This window comes from Corynebacterium pelargi (assembly GCF_014635485.1).
In the GTDB taxonomy this organism is placed as follows: Bacteria; Actinomycetota; Actinomycetes; order Mycobacteriales; family Mycobacteriaceae; genus Corynebacterium; species Corynebacterium pelargi.
Window position 1 is genome coordinate 220450 of the sequence record NZ_BMCX01000003.1, and the last position, 16135, is coordinate 236584.

The window sequence follows — 16135 nt, forward strand, 5'->3', positions numbered from 1 at the left end:
GCCATTGCGGCGCCGCTTTTTGCTTGTTTAGGCGATCTTGCGAAGGCGAGTCACCATCGCTTTTGCACTCACGTCCATGGTGGTGGGCAGATCAGCGATCCTTTCTGCCAACACATCGGGGTGGATATGCCGCGCAGAGGGGCTCATACCAATCTGGGTGGCAATGGACTCCTGGTTGAGCTTCATGGTGAATTCCACCGGCTGCGAAGGGCCTACCGGTTCCAGGTGGCCCGAGGCCTGCTGGATCATGCGATCGACCTTGCCACGCTCGACGTCGATAATGCCCAAAGGCTCACGCAACTCAGCCAGGTGGCCGGCATCGGCGGTCAGCACGACCACCTCGCCCCTGGGCTTGAGCACACGCGCAAACTCAGCGGCGTTGCGCGGGGCAAACACCACGGCGATGGCATCCAGGGAGGAATCGGCCAGCGGCAGACGATTCCACGCATCAGCCACCACGGCACCAACACGGGAGTGGCACTTTGCCAACAGCTTGGCGGCCGGAACGGATACGTCGAGGCCTACGCCGCGGGCACCGTGAATGGAATCCAAAATATGCGAGAGGTAGTAGCCGGTACCAGCACCGACCTCACAGATCGCGGGATCTACCTCTTCAGGCACCTCGGCATCGTCGATGACTTCCTGCACGGCCTGGGTGACAGACTCGACAAAGGGGGCAAAGTGCCCATTTGAAAGGAAGGTTTCACGAGCCTTGATCATCTCGGTGCTATCGCCGGAATAGCGAAGCCCGGCGCCGCCGGCGAGGGTGACATAACCCTGGCGGGCTACATCGTAACTATGGCCAGATGCTGAAACCACCCTCGATCCTTCGTCGACAAGCTCTAAAGCAGAACCATCGATGGGGTCGGCGAGGACGTCAATAACGTGCGAAAGCACACACTCTCCTTGGATAGCTAAATAGTGAAAAAGGCGCTATGCCTGAGCAACCTCAGTAAGCAAAGAGCCCAGCTCGGCGGCTTCTTCTTTGTTCAACTCAATCACGAGGCGTCCACCGCCATCGGTGGGGATACGCATCACAATCTTGCGGCTTTCGATAACCGCTTCCATCGGACCATTGCCGGTACGAGGTTTCATCGCTGCCATAGGTGGTTCACCGTTCTTTCTCACTCGAAGGGGATTCGACGATCACGTCATGCGATCGTGCAGCTCCATCTAGTTTAGCGCCCGCACCGCGGTCTTGTTCCCGGAGCATGCCAATCAATTGCTCCAACACCACATCCACCTGGGCTGGATCATAACCGCGACCGACCTGAGTAAAACGAATCTGCTCAAAATCACCCTGCGCTACAAGCAAGGCATTACGCTGCTGAGCTGCATCACTTGGTCCTGGATCCGGCTTGGCTTGGGAAAAAGAGAAGATCACCCGCCCAAGCAGCATGCCCGCGAGCACCAACGCCACTGCCCCAATAATCCACGGCACTACTGCGAACATGCTGCTCCTTTATCCTTGCCAAACCCCGCGGCATCGGGGCGAAAATCTGTGCTTTGATCCGGCGCCTCACCTTCGACGGGCTCGCGCTGCTCCAAGGCTATGCCAGGGTAACCAACACGGCCCAAGATGGTGGCAGCTACCTGCTCGGCGGTGTGCTCTAACTCTTTCACACTGCGGTTGCGGTGGGTACGAACCCCAGCTTCTACCTCCGCGATCGCCTCGGGGCCAAAGGCGCGGGCGACGTCGATAAGCAAACCAACCTCAACGCCATAATCGCTGATAAACGCAAGCCTGAGGGCAGTTTCTCTGCGGATGGCGTACTCGCCCCCAAGCGGTTGGCGCACATGGGCTAATTCAGGAACGCACAGTTTGAGCAACGGGCGCGCAAGCAAGGCCGTGACCCTGCCGCCTTCCGAGCCATCAGCCATCGGCCTGGAATAATTCGCCTTGACCAACTGGACCTTCGGATCGGCAAAAGGTTGCGTCAAAATCTCGACGATCTCGGGGTGCACCTGCGAAAGATCGGCATCTAAAAACACCACCACATCACCGCGGGCAACCTGCACACCACGCCACAAGGATTCGCCCTTGCCCTTCTTCGGTGGCAAGGGGTGAGCATCACGCCAATTCACCACACGGGCACCGGCCTGCGAGGCCCGCTGCGCAGTGGCATCCGTGGAATCGGCATCAATCACAATGACTTCTTCTGCGGATGAGCGAAGCGCTAAGGCCACCACGTCGGCAACGGTGTCTTGTTCATTCAGCGCCGGAATCACCACTGAAATCATGCCAACCCCCTGGTCGTGGCCAACGCAGCCATGTGGCCTTGAATCGCAGCCGTCATCCGGATGGTATCGAGCGTTTCTGCAACCTCATGGGCACGAAACGCAGCGACTCCCCTGGCGGCTGCAAAACTGGTGCAAGCAAGGGTTCCCGCCACTCGATCCCCCACCGCGCGATCAAGGGTTTCTCCCACGAAATCCTTATTAGACAAGGCCATGAGCACCGGCAGCCCGGTAGCAACCACCTCGTCTATCCTGCGCAAAAGCTCAAGGCCGTGGAAGGTGTTTTTGCCAAAGTCATGGGTGGGGTCAATCAGAATCTTCTCCTCCGGCACACCGCAGGCCACCGCTTTCTTAGCCAAGGCCGTGGTTTCTTCGATCACATCGGCAACGACGTCATCGAAATGCACCCGATACGGCCTCGTTCTTGGCTGCACACCGCCGGTATGCGAGCACACATACCCCACCCGGAAATGGCCTGCTACCTCCACTAACTCCGGGTCGTGGCCTGCCCAGGTGTCATTGACCAGATCCGCGCCGGCGGCAATGGCATCGGCAGCAACTTGTGCACGCCAGGTATCCACCGAGATATGCACTTGCGGAAAACGTTCGTGGACTGCCTGGATTAAGGGCACCACACGCTCAATTTCTTCTTCCACGCCCACATACTGGCCAGGGCCTGCCTTGACGCCACCAATATCAACGATGCCTGCCCCTTGCTCAATCACATCCGCTGCGCGCTTGAGCGCTGCCTCGAACTGCGCGGTAGCGCCTTGATCATAAAAAGAGTCTGGAGTGCGGTTGATGATGGCCATCACGGTGGCCAGACCGGACTGGTCGCTATAAAAACTCTGCACCTGTGATGCCCTCACGGCCTTTGTTAAGAATCTGAGCCAAACAGTGGCATTTGCTGGTGTACTCGTTGGATATGCGCCACCGCATCCTCAATCGAATCGGTGACCAGGAACAAGTCCATGTCGCCTTCGCTAATCATGCCTTCTGCCACCAAGGTCTGCTTGAGCCACTGCACCATCGGAGCCCAGAAGCTCGTGCCCAGCAACACGATGGGATAGTTGGTCACCTTGCCGGTTTGGACCATGCAGAGCACCTCGAAAAGCTCATCGAGTGTGCCGAGCCCGCCAGGCAAGCACACAAAAGCCTGGGAGTACTTCAAGAACATGGTTTTACGGGCGAAGAAGTAACGGAAGTTCAAGCCCATATCCACGTAATCATTGATGCCTTGCTCATGGGGCAACTCGATACCTAAACCAATCGAACGCCCGCCAGCTTCCAGAGCGCCTTTATTGGTGGCCTCCATCAAGCCAGGCCCGCCACCAGTGATCACCGCGTAGCCCGCCTGGCTAATGGCGGCGCCGAGCTGCTCGCCCAGGGCGTAGTAGGGCTCTTCGGGTTTGGTGCGAGCAGAACCAAAGACAGTGACAGCCGGCGGGAGCTCGGCAAGAGCGTCGAACCCGGCTACGAATTCGCTTTGGATACGCAACACGCGCCAAGGATCGGCATGCAGCCAGTCGTGGTCTGCACCGAGTTCCAGGAGGCGCTGATCATAGGTGCCTTCGCCTTTCGCTGCCTGCTTATCGCGAACCAGCATCGGGCCTAGAAGGGTGCGGCGAGCGTCATTGTTATTCATGTTCTTCGACATCCAATCGGTGTTGTGGTTTTTAGTTTTTTAAGTGTTGAGTTTTTAGTATCAAGCCCTCGGCCGCGAGCATCCAGCGGGCCTTGAGGTGCTCGCGAGATCCGGCGAGGCCTCGGGATCAAGCTCCGGGGTGAGGGTTCGGAGTGAGCGGTCGGGGTGAGGCTCCCGGGATCGAACTCAGCGCAGCCCGAGGCTTTGCCGCTTGATGCTGGCTTCGTGTTGGCACGAAGCCAGCACGCCGTCACCGCCGGTTGTGTACCAACGTGATCCCGAAGGCCATACCACCCGGGAGTGTACTGGCAGCGTGAACGTCCTGCTGGCTAAGCATCTGGCTAGGACTGGCGAACCGCTTGCCTGGTTAGCCCTTAACCCGGCGCCTGGTTGGCCTTAGCCCAGCACCTGGTTGGCTCAGTCTTGCTTTGCTCAGCGCGAGCCTGAGCGCCAGTGGGCCTGAGCGCCAGTGAGCCTGTGCGCAAGCCTTAGGCAGCGCCGGTGAGGTACTGCAGAAGTTGCTCCGATACTTCGCTAATCATCTCCACCGGGCACTGCTCGTCTTTTTTGTGCGCATAGGAGGGATCCCCTGGCCCGAAGTTCACAGCGGGCACTCCCAGGGCTGCAAAGCGAGACACGTCGGTCCAACCGTATTTGGCGCGGAATTGGCCGCCGGTTGCCTTGAGTAGATCTGCCGCCGCCGGTTGATCAAGCCCCGGTCGTGCACCTGGTACTGCATCGGAGACTTCATAGTGCACGCCCTCGGGCAAATCGAGGACGGCGAGCATGTGCTCCATTGCATCATCCACGTCGCGATCAGGTGCAAAGCGGAAATTCACGTACATCCAGGCCTCGTCGGGAACGGTGTTGGTGGCCACGCCGGATTCGCAGTGCACGATGTTTAAGCCCTCGTGATACATGCAACCATCCACTTCCACCTCACGCGCCTCATAGGCGGCGATGCGGCTAATGACGGGGGCGAGCTTATGCATGGCGTTATCGCCGAGCCAGGAGCGTGCTGCATGTGCGCGCGTTCCTTCAGCGATCACTTTGAGGCGAATAGAGCCTTGGCATCCCGCCTCGATCATCGCTCCCGATGGTTCACCCAATAGGGCCAGATCACCTTGGAGCAATTCGGGGTGGCTTTCTTGAAGGTGGGCCAAACCATTGAAGGTGGCGGCAACTTCTTCAGCTTCGTAGCACACCAAGGTGAGGTCGTGGCGCAAATCTGGGTGATTGGCCAGGGTGGCAAATGCATGCAGGTAGCAGGCCATGCCCGACTTCATGTCGACGCTGCCGCAGCCATGCAGCACGCCATCTTGGATATGGCCTGGAACATTATCGGCTAGCGGCACAGTATCAATATGTCCGGCGAGGATAATGCGAGATCCCAAACCACGATCGGTGGTGGCCACCAGCGTGTGGTTCATTCTTTGCACCTTCACATTGTCAATGGCGCGCAGGGCTTGCTCGATGGCATCAGCGATTGGGCCTTCTTCATGCGAGGGGCTAGGAATATCGACGAGTGCGGAGGTCAAAGCAATTGGGTCAGCGTCAAGTTGGAGCATGCTTTCACTGTATAGCCCAAGTGGCTCATCGGTGCGATAGCAGCCTGTGCTGTGTAACTTCCCAAGCACGAGCCTGAAGCACGCCCCCAAAGCCAAGCCAGAAGCCAACCAGAAGCCAAGCCCCATGCCCAAACTCCTGCTCGGCACCTCCTGCGAATTGTGCTCTTTTTTGGGTGCACCCGAGCCAGTGATACTCGCAGGGCGCTGGTGCCAGCTACTGATGACCTGGGCGTTACAATGGGAAGCATTATGACAACTTTTGGCGCGCAGGCCGTAGGTATCGCCAACATTGCAATGGATGGGACGGTGCTCGACACCTGGTACCCCTCGCCATTGCTTTCCCACCACTTTGATCTCCCCACCGGCACGATCCGCCTTGGGGCTCAAGATCTACCCCGCAAGATGCTGAACCTGGTTCGCATCGATGAAGACCGCATGGTGGAGCAGGTTGCTGTTCGCACCACTATTGAAGATCTCGACCAGCCGCCTATCGACGCCCACGATGTCTACCTTCGACTGCACTTGCTTTCGCATCGCATGGTCAAACCGCACGAGATCAATCTCGAAGGTGCGCTGGAGCTGCTAGCGAATGTGGTGTGGACGAATAAAGGCCCGTGTTTGGCCCAGAATTTTGAAGAAGTCCGCGTTGCCTTGCGTTCTCGAGGCCTCATCCACGTCTACGGCATCGACAAGCTGCCCCGCATGGTGGATTATGTGGTTCCCTCCGATATCCAAATCACCGAGGCCGAGCGCGTTCGCCTCGGTGCATATCTTGCACCGGGAACTGAGGTGCTCCGCGAAGGCTATGTGGCCTATAACGCCGGCACTTTAGGCGCGGGCAGGATCGAGGGGCACCTCTACCCCGGTGCGGTGTTAGATGAAGGTTTCGATCTCGGTATCTCGGCCTCAATCGTCTCTGATAAAGCAAGCAATGCGGTGCGCATTGGCAAGCGCTGCAGCATCGGTTTGGGTTCGGCAATTGTAGGCATTGACCTCGGCGATGACGTCACCATCGGTACTAATCTCATCCTCGAACCTTCCACCATGGTTCACCGCGTTGAAGACGATGCACTGGTGCGCGCCGCCACCTTGGCCGGCATCTCCGGTGTGCACATCACCCACGTGGCCGACAGGGTCGAACCCGTGGTGATTCAGCAGCAACCCGATCCCGCCTAGGGGCAAAGCTGGCCTGCCACATTCGGGGGCAACCGTTGGGTATTCGTACCCTCCTGTATTGCATGAAATTCCATGTGTGAGGGAAATATCATATTGTTTTTGCTATGTCCCAAACAACACAAGACACCGCCCTCGGTGCGGGCCTGAAAACCCGCCACCTGACCATGATGGGCCTTGGCTCCGCAATTGGCGCGGGCCTGTTCCTTGGCACCGGCGTCGGCATCGCTGCTGCCGGCCCCGCGGTGCTCATTGCATATATCATCGCCGGCGCAATCGTCGTCTTTGTCATGCAGATGCTTGGCGAGATGGCCTCAGCACGCCCGGCCTCCGGTTCCTTTTCCATCTACGGCGAACAAGCCTTCGGCCACTGGGCCGGATTCTCCCTCGGCTGGCTGTACTGGTTCATGCTCACCATGGTGATGGGCGCAGAAATGACCGGTGCCGCCGCGATCATGTCCTCCTGGTTTGGCATCTCCCCTTGGATCCCGGCTCTAATCTGCGTGGCATTTTTCGCGGTGGTCAATCTGGCCAATGTGCGAGGCTTTGGCGAGTTTGAGTTCTGGTTCGCCTTTATCAAAGTCGCCGTGATCATCTTCTTCCTCATCGTCGGCGCACTGTTGATCTTCGGTGTGCTGCCCGGCCACGACTTTATTGGCACCGAGAACTTCCTCGATCACGGCTTCATGCCCAATGGCGTTTCCGGTGTTGCTGCCGGCCTTCTGGCCGTGGCCTTCGCCTTCGGTGGCATCGAGATCGTGACCATCGCCGCTGCTGAATCCAAGGATCCTAAGACCGCTATTGGTGTGGCAGTGCGTTCGGTGATCTGGCGTATCTCGCTGTTCTACCTCGGTTCGGTGCTCGTTATCACCTTCCTCATGCCCTATGACCAGCTCGGCGGTGCCGACTCGGCTGCGGAATCTCCTTTCACCCGCATTCTGGCCATGGCTGATCTTCCTGGCGTGGTGGGCTTCATGGAGGCCGTGATCGTGCTGGCACTGCTTTCTGCCTTTAACGCTCAGATCTACGCCACCTCTCGTTTGGTGCACTCGCTGGCAGAACGCGGTGACGCCCCACGAGTGTTCGCCGCTACCAACAAGCAAGGCGTGCCGATTTCCTCCGTGCTGCTGTCGATGTTCTTCGCCTTCCTCTCCGTTGGTTTGCAGTACTGGAACCCTCCGGGACTGTTGTCCTTCCTGCTCAACGCCGTGGGCGGCTGCCTGCTGGTGATCTGGGTGATGATCGCCCTGTCGTATCTCAAGCTGCACCCGATCATGAAGAAGGCCGGCGAGCTGACCAAGGTTCGTATGTGGGGCTACCCCTGGCTGACCTGGCTTACCCTTGCAGCGATCGCAGGGCTGATCATCATGATGCTTTTCGACGAAAGCTCCCGTGGCCAAGTCACCTCCGTGGTAGTGATCTTCGGCGGCTTGATTGCGCTGTCTTTTGCAGTCAAGGGTGCAAAGAAATAACCGGAAGGTACACTTCAACACCATGACTTCTGCACACGCAATTGGTTTAGCAACAATTACCAACGATGGCGACGTTCTCGACGCCTGGTTCCCCTACCCGGAGCTCGGCGGTGCCGAAACCTCTGGCACGGAATTCCTGGAGGGCAAGGATGTGCCAGACGATTTCCGCGCCCTGGCCGTGGTCGACGGCGACCGCAAAGTTGAGCGCAAGGTCATCCGCACCACCATCGCCGATTTGGATCAGGCACCCGAAGATACCTACGAGGCATACCTTCGCCTGCACCTGCTTTCCCACCGTCTAGTCAAGCCCCACGGGCTCAACCTCGACGGCATTTTCGGCCTGCTCAATAACGTGGTGTGGACCAACTTCGGCCCCTGTTCCCCGAAGCACTTCGAAGTCACCCGCGCCCGCCTGCAGCGCCGCGGCCCCGTGACGGTCTTCTGCATGGACAAGTTCCCCCGCATGATCGACTACGTCATCCCCTCTGGTGTGCGCATTGGCGATGCCGACCGTGTTCGCCTTGGCGCCCACCTCGCAGAGGGCACCACCGTGATGCACGAGGGCTTTGTCAACTTCAACGCCGGCACCCTGGGTAGCTCCATGGTTGAAGGCCGCATCTCTGCTGGCGTGGTGGTAGGCGATGGCTCCGATATCGGTGGCGGCGCCTCCATCATGGGCACCCTGTCTGGTGGCGGCAAGCACGTGATCTCGATTGGCGAGCGCTGCCTGCTCGGCGCCAACGCCGGTTGCGGTATCCCGCTTGGCGACGACTGCGTGATCGAAGCTGGCCTGTACGTCACCGCCGGTTCTAGGGTGGTGACCCGCGGCGCGGTGTCTGAGGCCCTCGGGTTAGAAGAAGGCCAGGCAATCAAGGCTGCTGAGCTTTCCGGTGCCAATAACATCTTGTATCGCCGTAACTCCATCAACGGCGCTATCGAGGCTGTGCCGTGGAAGTCGCAGGCAGTAGAGCTCAACTCCGAACTGCACAAGAACTAAGCCGGCTCACAAAAACTCAAAGACCTGCCCTATTGCGGAGGGCAGGTCTTTTTTGGAGTCTTTAGCGGTGTTGCACCGGGGGTTGTTCCACCACGATGCGGGTGGGACGAAACGCCCAGAGGCGGTTGATCAGGAAGTTAATCGGCATCGCTGCAAGCACCGAGATGATATTGGCCCAGTAGACCTTCGTGCGGAAGCCGGTGGAGTTATCAAAAACATCGTCTGGCAAGGCGATGGGTGATTCTGGGTTCATCAGCAGCGTGGCAATGATCAGGCTTACGCCAAAGGCCAATAAGCCGGTGGTGAGGAAGGCAAAAAAGCCCTTCCACCACTTCGGGCTCACGGTGGTTTTAAAGGTCCACATGCGGTTGAGCTGGTAGTTCCAGGTATTGGCTACCAGGAAGGCCACTGTTTGGAAGACGTGATACCAACGAATGTGGAAGGCAGTGCCGAAGAGGTTATAAAAGGGATCGGCAGGGGTGATATCGGCTGACCACAGCATCAGCTTGTTCATCACCACCACAACGGCCATGTTCACCAGCACGCCGGAACCACCAACGACGCCAAATCTTAAGAATTGAACAATCGTGGTGGCGAATGTGGACGATTTGGCCACGCCTTCTCCCTCACTGAATATTGATTGCACTAACTAACCCGGGCTATCTTACGCTCAAGTAGCCGTGAGGTTAAGCAAGGTCTAGCTCAGCCGCTGCGCTACTTGTTCGCACTGCTCCAAGCTTGCAGTTAAGGCCACGCGCACGAAGCGCTCACCGGCAGGACCATAGAAAGCACCGGGAGCCACGAGGATGCCGCGCTTTGCAAACCACTGCACTGTGTCCCAGCAATCTTCATCGCGGGTGATCCACAAATACAGACCCGCCTCTGAGTGCTCGATGCGGAATCCTGCATCCACCAAAGCGCGCATTAACACCGCGCGTCGATTGGCATAGCGCAGCTTTTGGGCCTGTTCTTGGTCATCATCTTCGAGCGCTGCCACGGTGGCTGCCTGGATTGGTCCTGGCATCATCAACCCGGCGTGCTTACGTACCTCGGTAAGCTCTGCAATCAGCTCAGCATCGCCGGCGAAGAAGCCGGAGCGATAGGAGGCCAAGTTGGAGGTCTTGGAAAGGGAGTGGATGGCCAGAAGGTTGCTGTAATCGCCGTCGCTGACCTCTGGATCCAGAATCGAGGCTGCCTGGCCTTCCCAACTCAAGCCCAGGTAGCACTCATCGGAAGCCAAGATCGCATTGTGCTTGCGGGCATATTCCACCCAGTCACGCAATTGCTCGTGGCTTGCCACTGCCCCGGTGGGGTTCGATGGCGAGTTGATAAAGATTAGGTCGACGTCTTCTGCTTCCGCTGGCGGGGTGCTGGCTCGCAGCGGGGTGGCGCCGGCGAGCAGCGCTGCTACCTCGTAGGTGGGATAGGCAACCTCTGGGATGATCACGGTGCCGCGAACCCCAAGAAGGGAGGGCAGCAGCGCAATGGCTTCTTTGGTGCCAACCACGGGAAGCACCGCCGGGGCGGGGCTGATGCCGTAGCGGCGCGCCAAGGAATCGACGATGGCTTGGCGCAGTGCTGGCGTACCGATGGTTTGTGGGTAGCCACCGGCTGCGCCTGCTTCCGCAAGGGCGAGTTGGATGCCGGGCGCTACGTCGTCGACAGGCGAACCCACAGAAAGGTTGATTAACCCCTCTGGGTGTTGGGAGGCCTGGGCCTTCGCTGGTTCTAGAGAGTTCCAGGGGAAATCAGGCAGCGTCGAAGACGACGGTGTGCGCACGGGTGGCTCCTTTGCAGCAGAAGAAAATGAGAACTAGGCCTGGGGTGGCAGTTCCGCAATCATCGGGGCGTCGAAGTCTTGAGGCCCCAGCTTGGCGGCGCCACCGGGTGAGCCGAGATCATCAAAGAAAGCGGCGTTGGCGTCGTTGTAGTCGATCCACTCATCGGGAACATCGTCTTCGTAGAAGATGGCCTCGACGGGGCAAGCGGGCTCGCAAGCACCGCAGTCGACGCACTCATCGGGGTGAATGTAGAGGGAGCGCTTGCCCTCATAGATGCAATCGACGGGGCACTCTTCTACGCAAGAGCGATCCATGACATCAACGCAAGGTTGTGCGATTGTGTACGTCATTGAAAGTACAATCTCCAAATTCCAAACAGTTGGCTTAATCTGCCTTATTATGTCACTTCGCACGCAGCATAGGCCACACGCCTCCGGCTATGCCAGCAAGAAGTAATAAAATTGAGCGGATTCCGGGAACTAATACCGTATCGCCCGCACCGGCGGTGGCAAATACAAAGAGGAAGAACCCCAAAATCCACACACCAAGTGGCAAGAACTTCAGCGGGGATGCCGGCGCCCACAGCAGCGCAGTTTTGCTTAAGACCAGGTTAAATAGCAAAGCAATCACCACGGTGTACGGCACCGGCACACCACCGATCCAGGTGCCTAGGTAGATCACCTCTAAAAAAACGGAGATCAGCGCGCCAAGCGAAAGCCAAAAAAGACCGAAAGCGGCCTCCCCTTTGCTAAAGCCTTGATGCACATAGGCGGTGCGATCATCGCGAGGGTCTGTCACTTGCTGCTCCTTGGCGTGTTGCCTCGCGTGGTTTTGGGCTGCCACTTAGAGTCCTTCCATTGGGTCATTCGACTCCAGCGGATCGGTATTGCTTCCGCCACCGAGGCGATAGTGCTCCTCACGCAGCAGAGGCTGGGCAATCAGATTGGAAAGCGCGAACACTGCGGGCACCAAGTCTGGATCGTCTACTTGGGCGATTGCCGCGTGGGGGTTGGTGGCAGAAATTGTGCCATCGGCGATCCACAACTGGGTTGCGTGGGCCTTCATGCCGTTGAGCTTGGCTGTCCAACTGCGCGGATCAAGGGTGACGGTGATATCCACGTCGTTTACGCAGGCGAGCTCTCCCGGTAAGGCTTCGCGCCAGCCATGGGGAATCTGGGTGATCGCCGCTAAACCGCGATTGAGCATCGTCCGGGAGGTAACCGCCCACAGGATGCGTGGCACCGGCACCTCTTTGGCAGCCTCGTGGGTGATGTGGTGGGCGCGCACGTGATCGGGGTGCCCGTAGCCTCCATCAGGGCCGTAGGTGATGACGAGATCGGGCTGCAAACGGCGAAAGACCTCGACGAGGGCGTCCACCGATGCAGGGCCGGAGGAAATGAATGCACGCTCGTGTTCATTCGAAGGTGCGCCGATCATGCCGGAATCACGCCAGGTGCCGGCACCGCCGAGGAATTCCCCTTGCACCCCTAAGGCCTCCAGTGCAGCGCGCCACTCCCCGATTCGAAATCCGCCGAGCTGGTCTGCGGCATCTGCCACCAGGCCTTGCAGGGGCTCGCCGATGACCTCGCCTTCTTCACCCAGGGTGCAGGTCACCACGGTGACTTCCGCACCGCGGGCAGCGAGTTGGGCTAGCAGGCCACCAGTCCAAATGGATTCATCATCGGGGTGGGCATGCACCGCCACCACGGTTTTTCCTAATAGGTCGCGCATCATTGTCCTTTGTTTATGGTCCATTCGGCAAGAGAAGTGAGCCCCGCTGGCCAGCGTTCCAGGGATGGATTCGGCCCAACAATACCCCTGCCCAAAGCCTGCAGGCGCACATCTCGAACGATGACCGTATTCAGGTGCTGGGTGGCCTCAAGCTCAGCTACCGCAGCAGCAAGCTCCTCGGCCGTGGCGTTGCCCTGAATCATCCGCTCAATCATCGCCTCCACCTCTGGGACGCACATGGTGGAAAGATTCGCCGCAACCACTTCACCGTCGCAGTGATACTGGTCGCGATTCTTAGCGGGCGTCCAAGTGATCAAAGCATCCAACTCGCCGTTGGGCAGGGCATTTTCAAAGAGATCGGTGGCATCAGAGGTTTCGATGTTGGCCGGAATATCTGCGTTGCGTAGGACGTCGACAAGCGCCCTGGTGGCAGCCAGCGCAGTTGGATCTGAAGGATCAACCCCAATCACCAAAGGCCTACCCAAGGCTTGCAATGCTTCAGGCTGCGGCTCCTTGGGCTCAAGTGCTTGTTCTACTTCGAGTGCGGCACTTCGGCCTGTGGCCAAGCGAGCTAAGGTCGCGGGGTCGATCATGGAAGCCAAGCTCGCGCGCTGCGCAGTATCGAGCTTGGTGGTGGCTGTGACCTGCAAACGGCGATCCAACACCGTGGTACGCACCTGCGTTTCGGGGATGAGCTCCAAGGTCTCGGAAGCCACTTCCGTGGGCGTCATATCCACAAAGCTCAATTGTCCAGATCGCAGCATTTCTGCTGCTTGAGGCAGCGAACGGACCTCGACAAACTGCAGGGTTTCAACCTGCGCCGGCTTTGCTCCCCAGAAGCGATCATTGCGATGCAAGGTGATCACACCGCGGCTGCGATCCACGCTATGGAGAGAAAAACGCCAGCCGGAGGCAGGGATGTCTTCTCTTAATGCCTTGTCAAAGCCTGCTTCATCCTTCAGCACATGGCTTGGAAGCAGCGCAAGGAACATCGTTTGCCAATTGGCAATGGGCTGGGAGAAATCCACAAACACCGTGCGGCCGCCGTTGGCAGATCGAATATCGCTAATGGCTCGATAGCGCACCGCATCGAGGGTGCCGGGGGTATTGGCAATGCCATTGCGCAGGTATTCAAAGTCGGAGACGGTAATCGGCGTGCCATCAGACCACTGCGCTTCGGGGTCAATGTCGTAGCGAATAGTAAGCGCCACATCATCAGCCGGGGTGACCGGCTTGGCAGATTCCAAGAGGTCTTTGTTCATCTGCCCGTCCACGAAGGTGCTTGGCAGCACGAGCTGGGCGAGGGTTCGAACGAACTCCGAATCATCTGCCAAAAGATGCGGGTTCAAACCAGCGTAGATGGGGTCGATGCCCACACTCAGCCGCGGCGGCTCATCGGGAGTTTCGGTCTTGGTGGTTGCCACCGCTTTGCTTGGCTTTGCCTGTTCTACAGGAGCAGGGCCGGGATTGGCCGAACATGCAGCAAGCACCGCTGCCAGAGCGATGATGCTGGTGCGGTGCTTGATTAACATGAATGTAGATTTTAGCGCAGGTTGCAGCTCAAAACCCTTGGGCTCTGAGCAGCACCAACGCCCCTACTCATTGCGCGGCTTACTTATTGCGCGCCTTCTCGCGGGAACGAGCGCGAGCACGCTCGGTGGCGTTCAGGATGACCTTGCGCACGCGAAGCGTCTCTGGGGTTACTTCCACGCACTCGTCTTGACCACAGAACTCCATGGCCTCATCCAGCGAGAGTGAACGTGCCTTTGCCAGGGTGACGGTGGCATCTGCGGTAGCAGAGCGCATGTTGGTGAGCTTCTTTTCGCGAGTGATGTTGATGTCCATATCCTCATCGCGATTATTCGCACCCACGACCATGCCCTCATAGGCTTCGGTGCCTGGCTCCACAAAGAAGGAGCCGCGGTCTGCAAGCTGCATGAGTGCATAGGCGGTGATCTGACCGGAACGGTCGGCCACCAAAGAGCCCGTGGCGCGATCCTTGATCTCGCCGGCCCAAGGCTCGAGGCCTTCGGAGTAGTGGTTGGCAATACCGGTACCGCGAGTCTCAGTCATGAAGGTGGTGCGGAAGCCGATGAGGCCGCGGGCAGGAACCTTGAATTCCATGCGAACCCAGTCATCGGAAATATTGTCCATCGCCACCATCTGGCCCTTACGAGAAGCCATCAACTGGGTTACTGCACCCTGGTACTCGCTGGGCACGTCGATCACCATGTGCTCATAAGGCTCGTAGAGCTTGCCGTCGATTTCTTGGGTCACCACCTGTGGTTTACCCACGGTGAGCTCGAAGCCTTCTCGACGCATCGTCTCCACCAGCACCGACAGGGCCATCTCGCCGCGGCCTTGTACTTCCCAGGCGTCGGGGCGCTCCGTCGGCAGCACGCGCAGCGAGACGTTACCGATGAGCTCTTGGTCCAGACGGGCCTTCACCATGCGGGCGGTGAGCTTATCGCCGCCACCACGGCCAGCCAGCGGCGAGGTGTTCACGCCGATGGTCATCGAAATAGCAGGCTCGTCGACGGTGATGCGTGGCAGTGGGTTCGGGTGCTCGGGATCTGCGAGGGTATCGCCAATCATCACATTGTCGATGCCCGAAATAGCGGCAATATCACCGGCAACTACCTCATCCGCAGGCACGCGGGTCACGCCGACGGTGCGCAGCAGCTCTGCGATCTTGGCGGTCTTGGTGTGCTGGTTGCCTTCTTCGTCATAGTGAATCCAGGCAACCTGCTGGCCTTTCTTCACACTGCCGGAGTGCACGCGAATCAGACCAATACGACCCAGGAAGGAAGAGGAGTCCAAGTTGGTAACGTGCGCCTGCAGGGGTCCATCGATATCGGCGGTGGGCTCGGGCATGACCTCGTAGATCACGTCGAACAGCGCCTGGAGATCTTCAGCCTCGGGCACATTGCCATTGCCGGGGTTTTCGGTCGAGGCCTTGCCCTCACGGCCGGAGGCATAAAGCACCGGCAGATCGAGCAGGTTCTCAGCGGCTGCAGCAGCTTCTGGATCGTCAATGGCGCTTGCCAGTTCCAGCAGCAGATCGTGGGCTTCTTCTACCACCTCGTCGATACGAGCGTCCGGGCGGTCGGTCTTGTTTACCAAGATGATCACCGGCATCTTCGCGGCGAGAGCCTTACCAAGCACGAAGCGGGTCTGCGGCAGCGGACCTTCGGATGCGTCGATCAACAGCACCACGCCATCAACCATGGACAAAGCGCGTTCAACCTCGCCACCGAAATCGGCGTGGCCGGGGGTGTCGATCACGTTGATCACAAGGTCGTTGCCGTCTTTGCCTGCGCCCTGGCGTCGAATAGCCGTGTTCTTGGCCAGGATGGTGATGCCCTTTTCTTTTTCCAGATCTCCGGAGTCCATCACACGATCAACGACTTCTGCGTGGGCGTCAAACGCCCCTGATTGACGCAGCATTGCGTCGACAAGCGTGGTTTTGCCGTGGTCAACGTGTGCGACGATGGCAACATTGCGGAATTCTGGACGGGTCAAAGGAGATC

General features: G+C 58.7%; 17 protein-coding genes. 3 read left to right on the top strand and 14 right to left on the bottom strand.

Annotated elements, in window-relative coordinates; all coding sequences use genetic code 11:
* Positions 1–27: 27 nt before the first annotated feature.
* The 7 genes from IEU99_RS07420 to dapE form a co-directional block, all read right to left on the bottom strand.
* Positions 28–897, bottom strand: a complete 870-nt coding sequence (locus tag IEU99_RS07420) for a methyltransferase domain-containing protein (protein WP_128890077.1) — start codon at positions 895–897, stop codon at positions 28–30.
* Positions 898–933: 36 nt separating this feature from the next.
* Positions 934–1104: a DUF3117 domain-containing protein gene (locus tag IEU99_RS07425; protein ID WP_123960462.1), complete on the bottom strand. Its 171-nt coding sequence runs from the start codon at positions 1102–1104 to the stop codon at positions 934–936.
* 7 nt (positions 1105–1111) lie between these two features.
* Positions 1112–1453 (bottom strand): DivIVA domain-containing protein, encoded by a 342-nt coding sequence (locus tag IEU99_RS07430; protein ID WP_128890078.1) that lies wholly within the window; start codon positions 1451–1453, stop codon positions 1112–1114.
* Positions 1441–2241 (bottom strand): glucosyl-3-phosphoglycerate synthase, encoded by an 801-nt coding sequence (locus IEU99_RS07435; protein WP_128890079.1) that lies wholly within the window; start codon positions 2239–2241, stop codon positions 1441–1443. The genes IEU99_RS07430 and IEU99_RS07435 overlap by 13 nt, the downstream gene beginning before the upstream one ends.
* On the bottom strand, positions 2238–3050 hold the full coding sequence (gene folP / locus IEU99_RS07440) for a dihydropteroate synthase (protein WP_128890847.1): 813 nt from the start codon (positions 3048–3050) through the stop codon (positions 2238–2240). The genes IEU99_RS07435 and folP overlap by 4 nt, the downstream gene beginning before the upstream one ends.
* Positions 3051–3115: 65 nt before the next feature.
* Positions 3116–3883 (bottom strand): LOG family protein, encoded by a 768-nt coding sequence (locus IEU99_RS07445; RefSeq protein WP_371869478.1) that lies wholly within the window; start codon positions 3881–3883, stop codon positions 3116–3118.
* 488 nt (positions 3884–4371) lie between these two features.
* Positions 4372–5451, bottom strand: coding sequence for a succinyl-diaminopimelate desuccinylase (gene dapE, locus IEU99_RS07450; protein WP_128890081.1), 1080 nt, complete (start codon positions 5449–5451; stop codon positions 4372–4374).
* Positions 5452–5700: 249 nt separating this feature from the next.
* Between dapE and IEU99_RS07455 the strand changes: the two genes are divergently transcribed.
* The 3 genes from IEU99_RS07455 (at position 5701) to dapD (ending at position 9093) form a co-directional block, all read left to right on the top strand.
* A complete protein-coding gene (locus IEU99_RS07455; RefSeq protein WP_128890082.1) occupies positions 5701–6627 on the top strand; it encodes a DapH/DapD/GlmU-related protein in 927 nt (308 codons plus the stop codon).
* 104 nt (positions 6628–6731) lie between these two features.
* On the top strand, positions 6732–8096 hold the full coding sequence (locus IEU99_RS07460; RefSeq protein ID WP_128890083.1) for an amino acid permease: 1365 nt from the start codon (positions 6732–6734) through the stop codon (positions 8094–8096).
* Between the two features lie 22 nt (positions 8097–8118).
* Entirely contained in the window at positions 8119–9093 is a 975-nt protein-coding gene (gene dapD / locus IEU99_RS07465; RefSeq protein WP_128890084.1) for a 2,3,4,5-tetrahydropyridine-2,6-dicarboxylate N-succinyltransferase, read from the top strand.
* A 61-nt stretch (positions 9094–9154) separates the two neighbouring features.
* Here dapD and IEU99_RS07470 read toward each other — a convergent pair whose 3' ends face one another.
* From IEU99_RS07470 to typA, 7 genes are all read right to left on the bottom strand, one after another.
* The gene (locus IEU99_RS07470) at positions 9155–9709 is read right to left on the bottom strand and encodes a GtrA family protein (protein ID WP_128890085.1); all 555 of its coding nucleotides are present in this window, start codon (positions 9707–9709) and stop codon (positions 9155–9157) included.
* Between the two features lie 81 nt (positions 9710–9790).
* A complete protein-coding gene (dapC, locus tag IEU99_RS07475) occupies positions 9791–10873 on the bottom strand; it encodes a succinyldiaminopimelate transaminase (protein WP_128890086.1) in 1083 nt (360 codons plus the stop codon).
* A gap of 33 nt (positions 10874–10906) precedes the next feature.
* Positions 10907–11224 (bottom strand): ferredoxin, encoded by a 318-nt coding sequence (gene fdxA, locus IEU99_RS07480; RefSeq protein WP_128890087.1) that lies wholly within the window; start codon positions 11222–11224, stop codon positions 10907–10909.
* A gap of 52 nt (positions 11225–11276) precedes the next feature.
* Positions 11277–11672 (bottom strand): hypothetical protein, encoded by a 396-nt coding sequence (locus IEU99_RS07485; protein WP_128890848.1) that lies wholly within the window; start codon positions 11670–11672, stop codon positions 11277–11279.
* A gap of 45 nt (positions 11673–11717) precedes the next feature.
* Entirely contained in the window at positions 11718–12605 is an 888-nt protein-coding gene (mshB, locus tag IEU99_RS07490; RefSeq protein ID WP_128890849.1) for an N-acetyl-1-D-myo-inositol-2-amino-2-deoxy-alpha-D-glucopyranoside deacetylase, read from the bottom strand.
* On the bottom strand, positions 12605–14137 hold the full coding sequence (locus IEU99_RS07495) for an ABC transporter family substrate-binding protein (RefSeq protein ID WP_128890088.1): 1533 nt from the start codon (positions 14135–14137) through the stop codon (positions 12605–12607). The genes mshB and IEU99_RS07495 overlap by 1 nt, the downstream gene beginning before the upstream one ends.
* A gap of 79 nt (positions 14138–14216) precedes the next feature.
* Positions 14217–16127 carry a translational GTPase TypA gene (typA, locus tag IEU99_RS07500; protein WP_128890089.1) on the bottom strand — a complete coding sequence of 637 codons (1911 nt, stop codon included), beginning with the start codon at positions 16125–16127 and terminating at the stop codon, positions 14217–14219.
* Between the last annotated feature and the right edge of the window lie 8 nt (positions 16128–16135).

Coding starts and splice junctions, on each gene's coding strand:
- IEU99_RS07425 (WP_123960462.1), bottom strand. CDS start 1,104: ATGGCAGCGATGAAACCTCGTACCGGCAATGGTCCGATGGAAGCGGTT.
- IEU99_RS07430 (WP_128890078.1), bottom strand. CDS start 1,453: ATGTTCGCAGTAGTGCCGTGGATTATTGGGGCAGTGGCGTTGGTGCTC.
- IEU99_RS07435 (WP_128890079.1), bottom strand. CDS start 2,241: ATGATTTCAGTGGTGATTCCGGCGCTGAATGAACAAGACACCGTTGCC.
- folP (WP_128890847.1), bottom strand. CDS start 3,050: ATGGCCATCATCAACCGCACTCCAGACTCTTTTTATGATCAAGGCGCT.
- IEU99_RS07445 (WP_371869478.1), bottom strand. CDS start 3,883: ATGAATAACAATGACGCTCGCCGCACCCTTCTAGGCCCGATGCTGGTT.
- dapE (WP_128890081.1), bottom strand. CDS start 5,451: ATGCTCCAACTTGACGCTGACCCAATTGCTTTGACCTCCGCACTCGTC.
- IEU99_RS07455 (WP_128890082.1), top strand. CDS start 5,701: ATGACAACTTTTGGCGCGCAGGCCGTAGGTATCGCCAACATTGCAATG.
- IEU99_RS07460 (WP_128890083.1), top strand. CDS start 6,732: ATGTCCCAAACAACACAAGACACCGCCCTCGGTGCGGGCCTGAAAACC.
- dapD (WP_128890084.1), top strand. CDS start 8,119: ATGACTTCTGCACACGCAATTGGTTTAGCAACAATTACCAACGATGGC.
- fdxA (WP_128890087.1), bottom strand. CDS start 11,224: ATGACGTACACAATCGCACAACCTTGCGTTGATGTCATGGATCGCTCT.
- mshB (WP_128890849.1), bottom strand. CDS start 12,605: ATGCGCGACCTATTAGGAAAAACCGTGGTGGCGGTGCATGCCCACCCC.
- IEU99_RS07495 (WP_128890088.1), bottom strand. CDS start 14,137: ATGTTAATCAAGCACCGCACCAGCATCATCGCTCTGGCAGCGGTGCTT.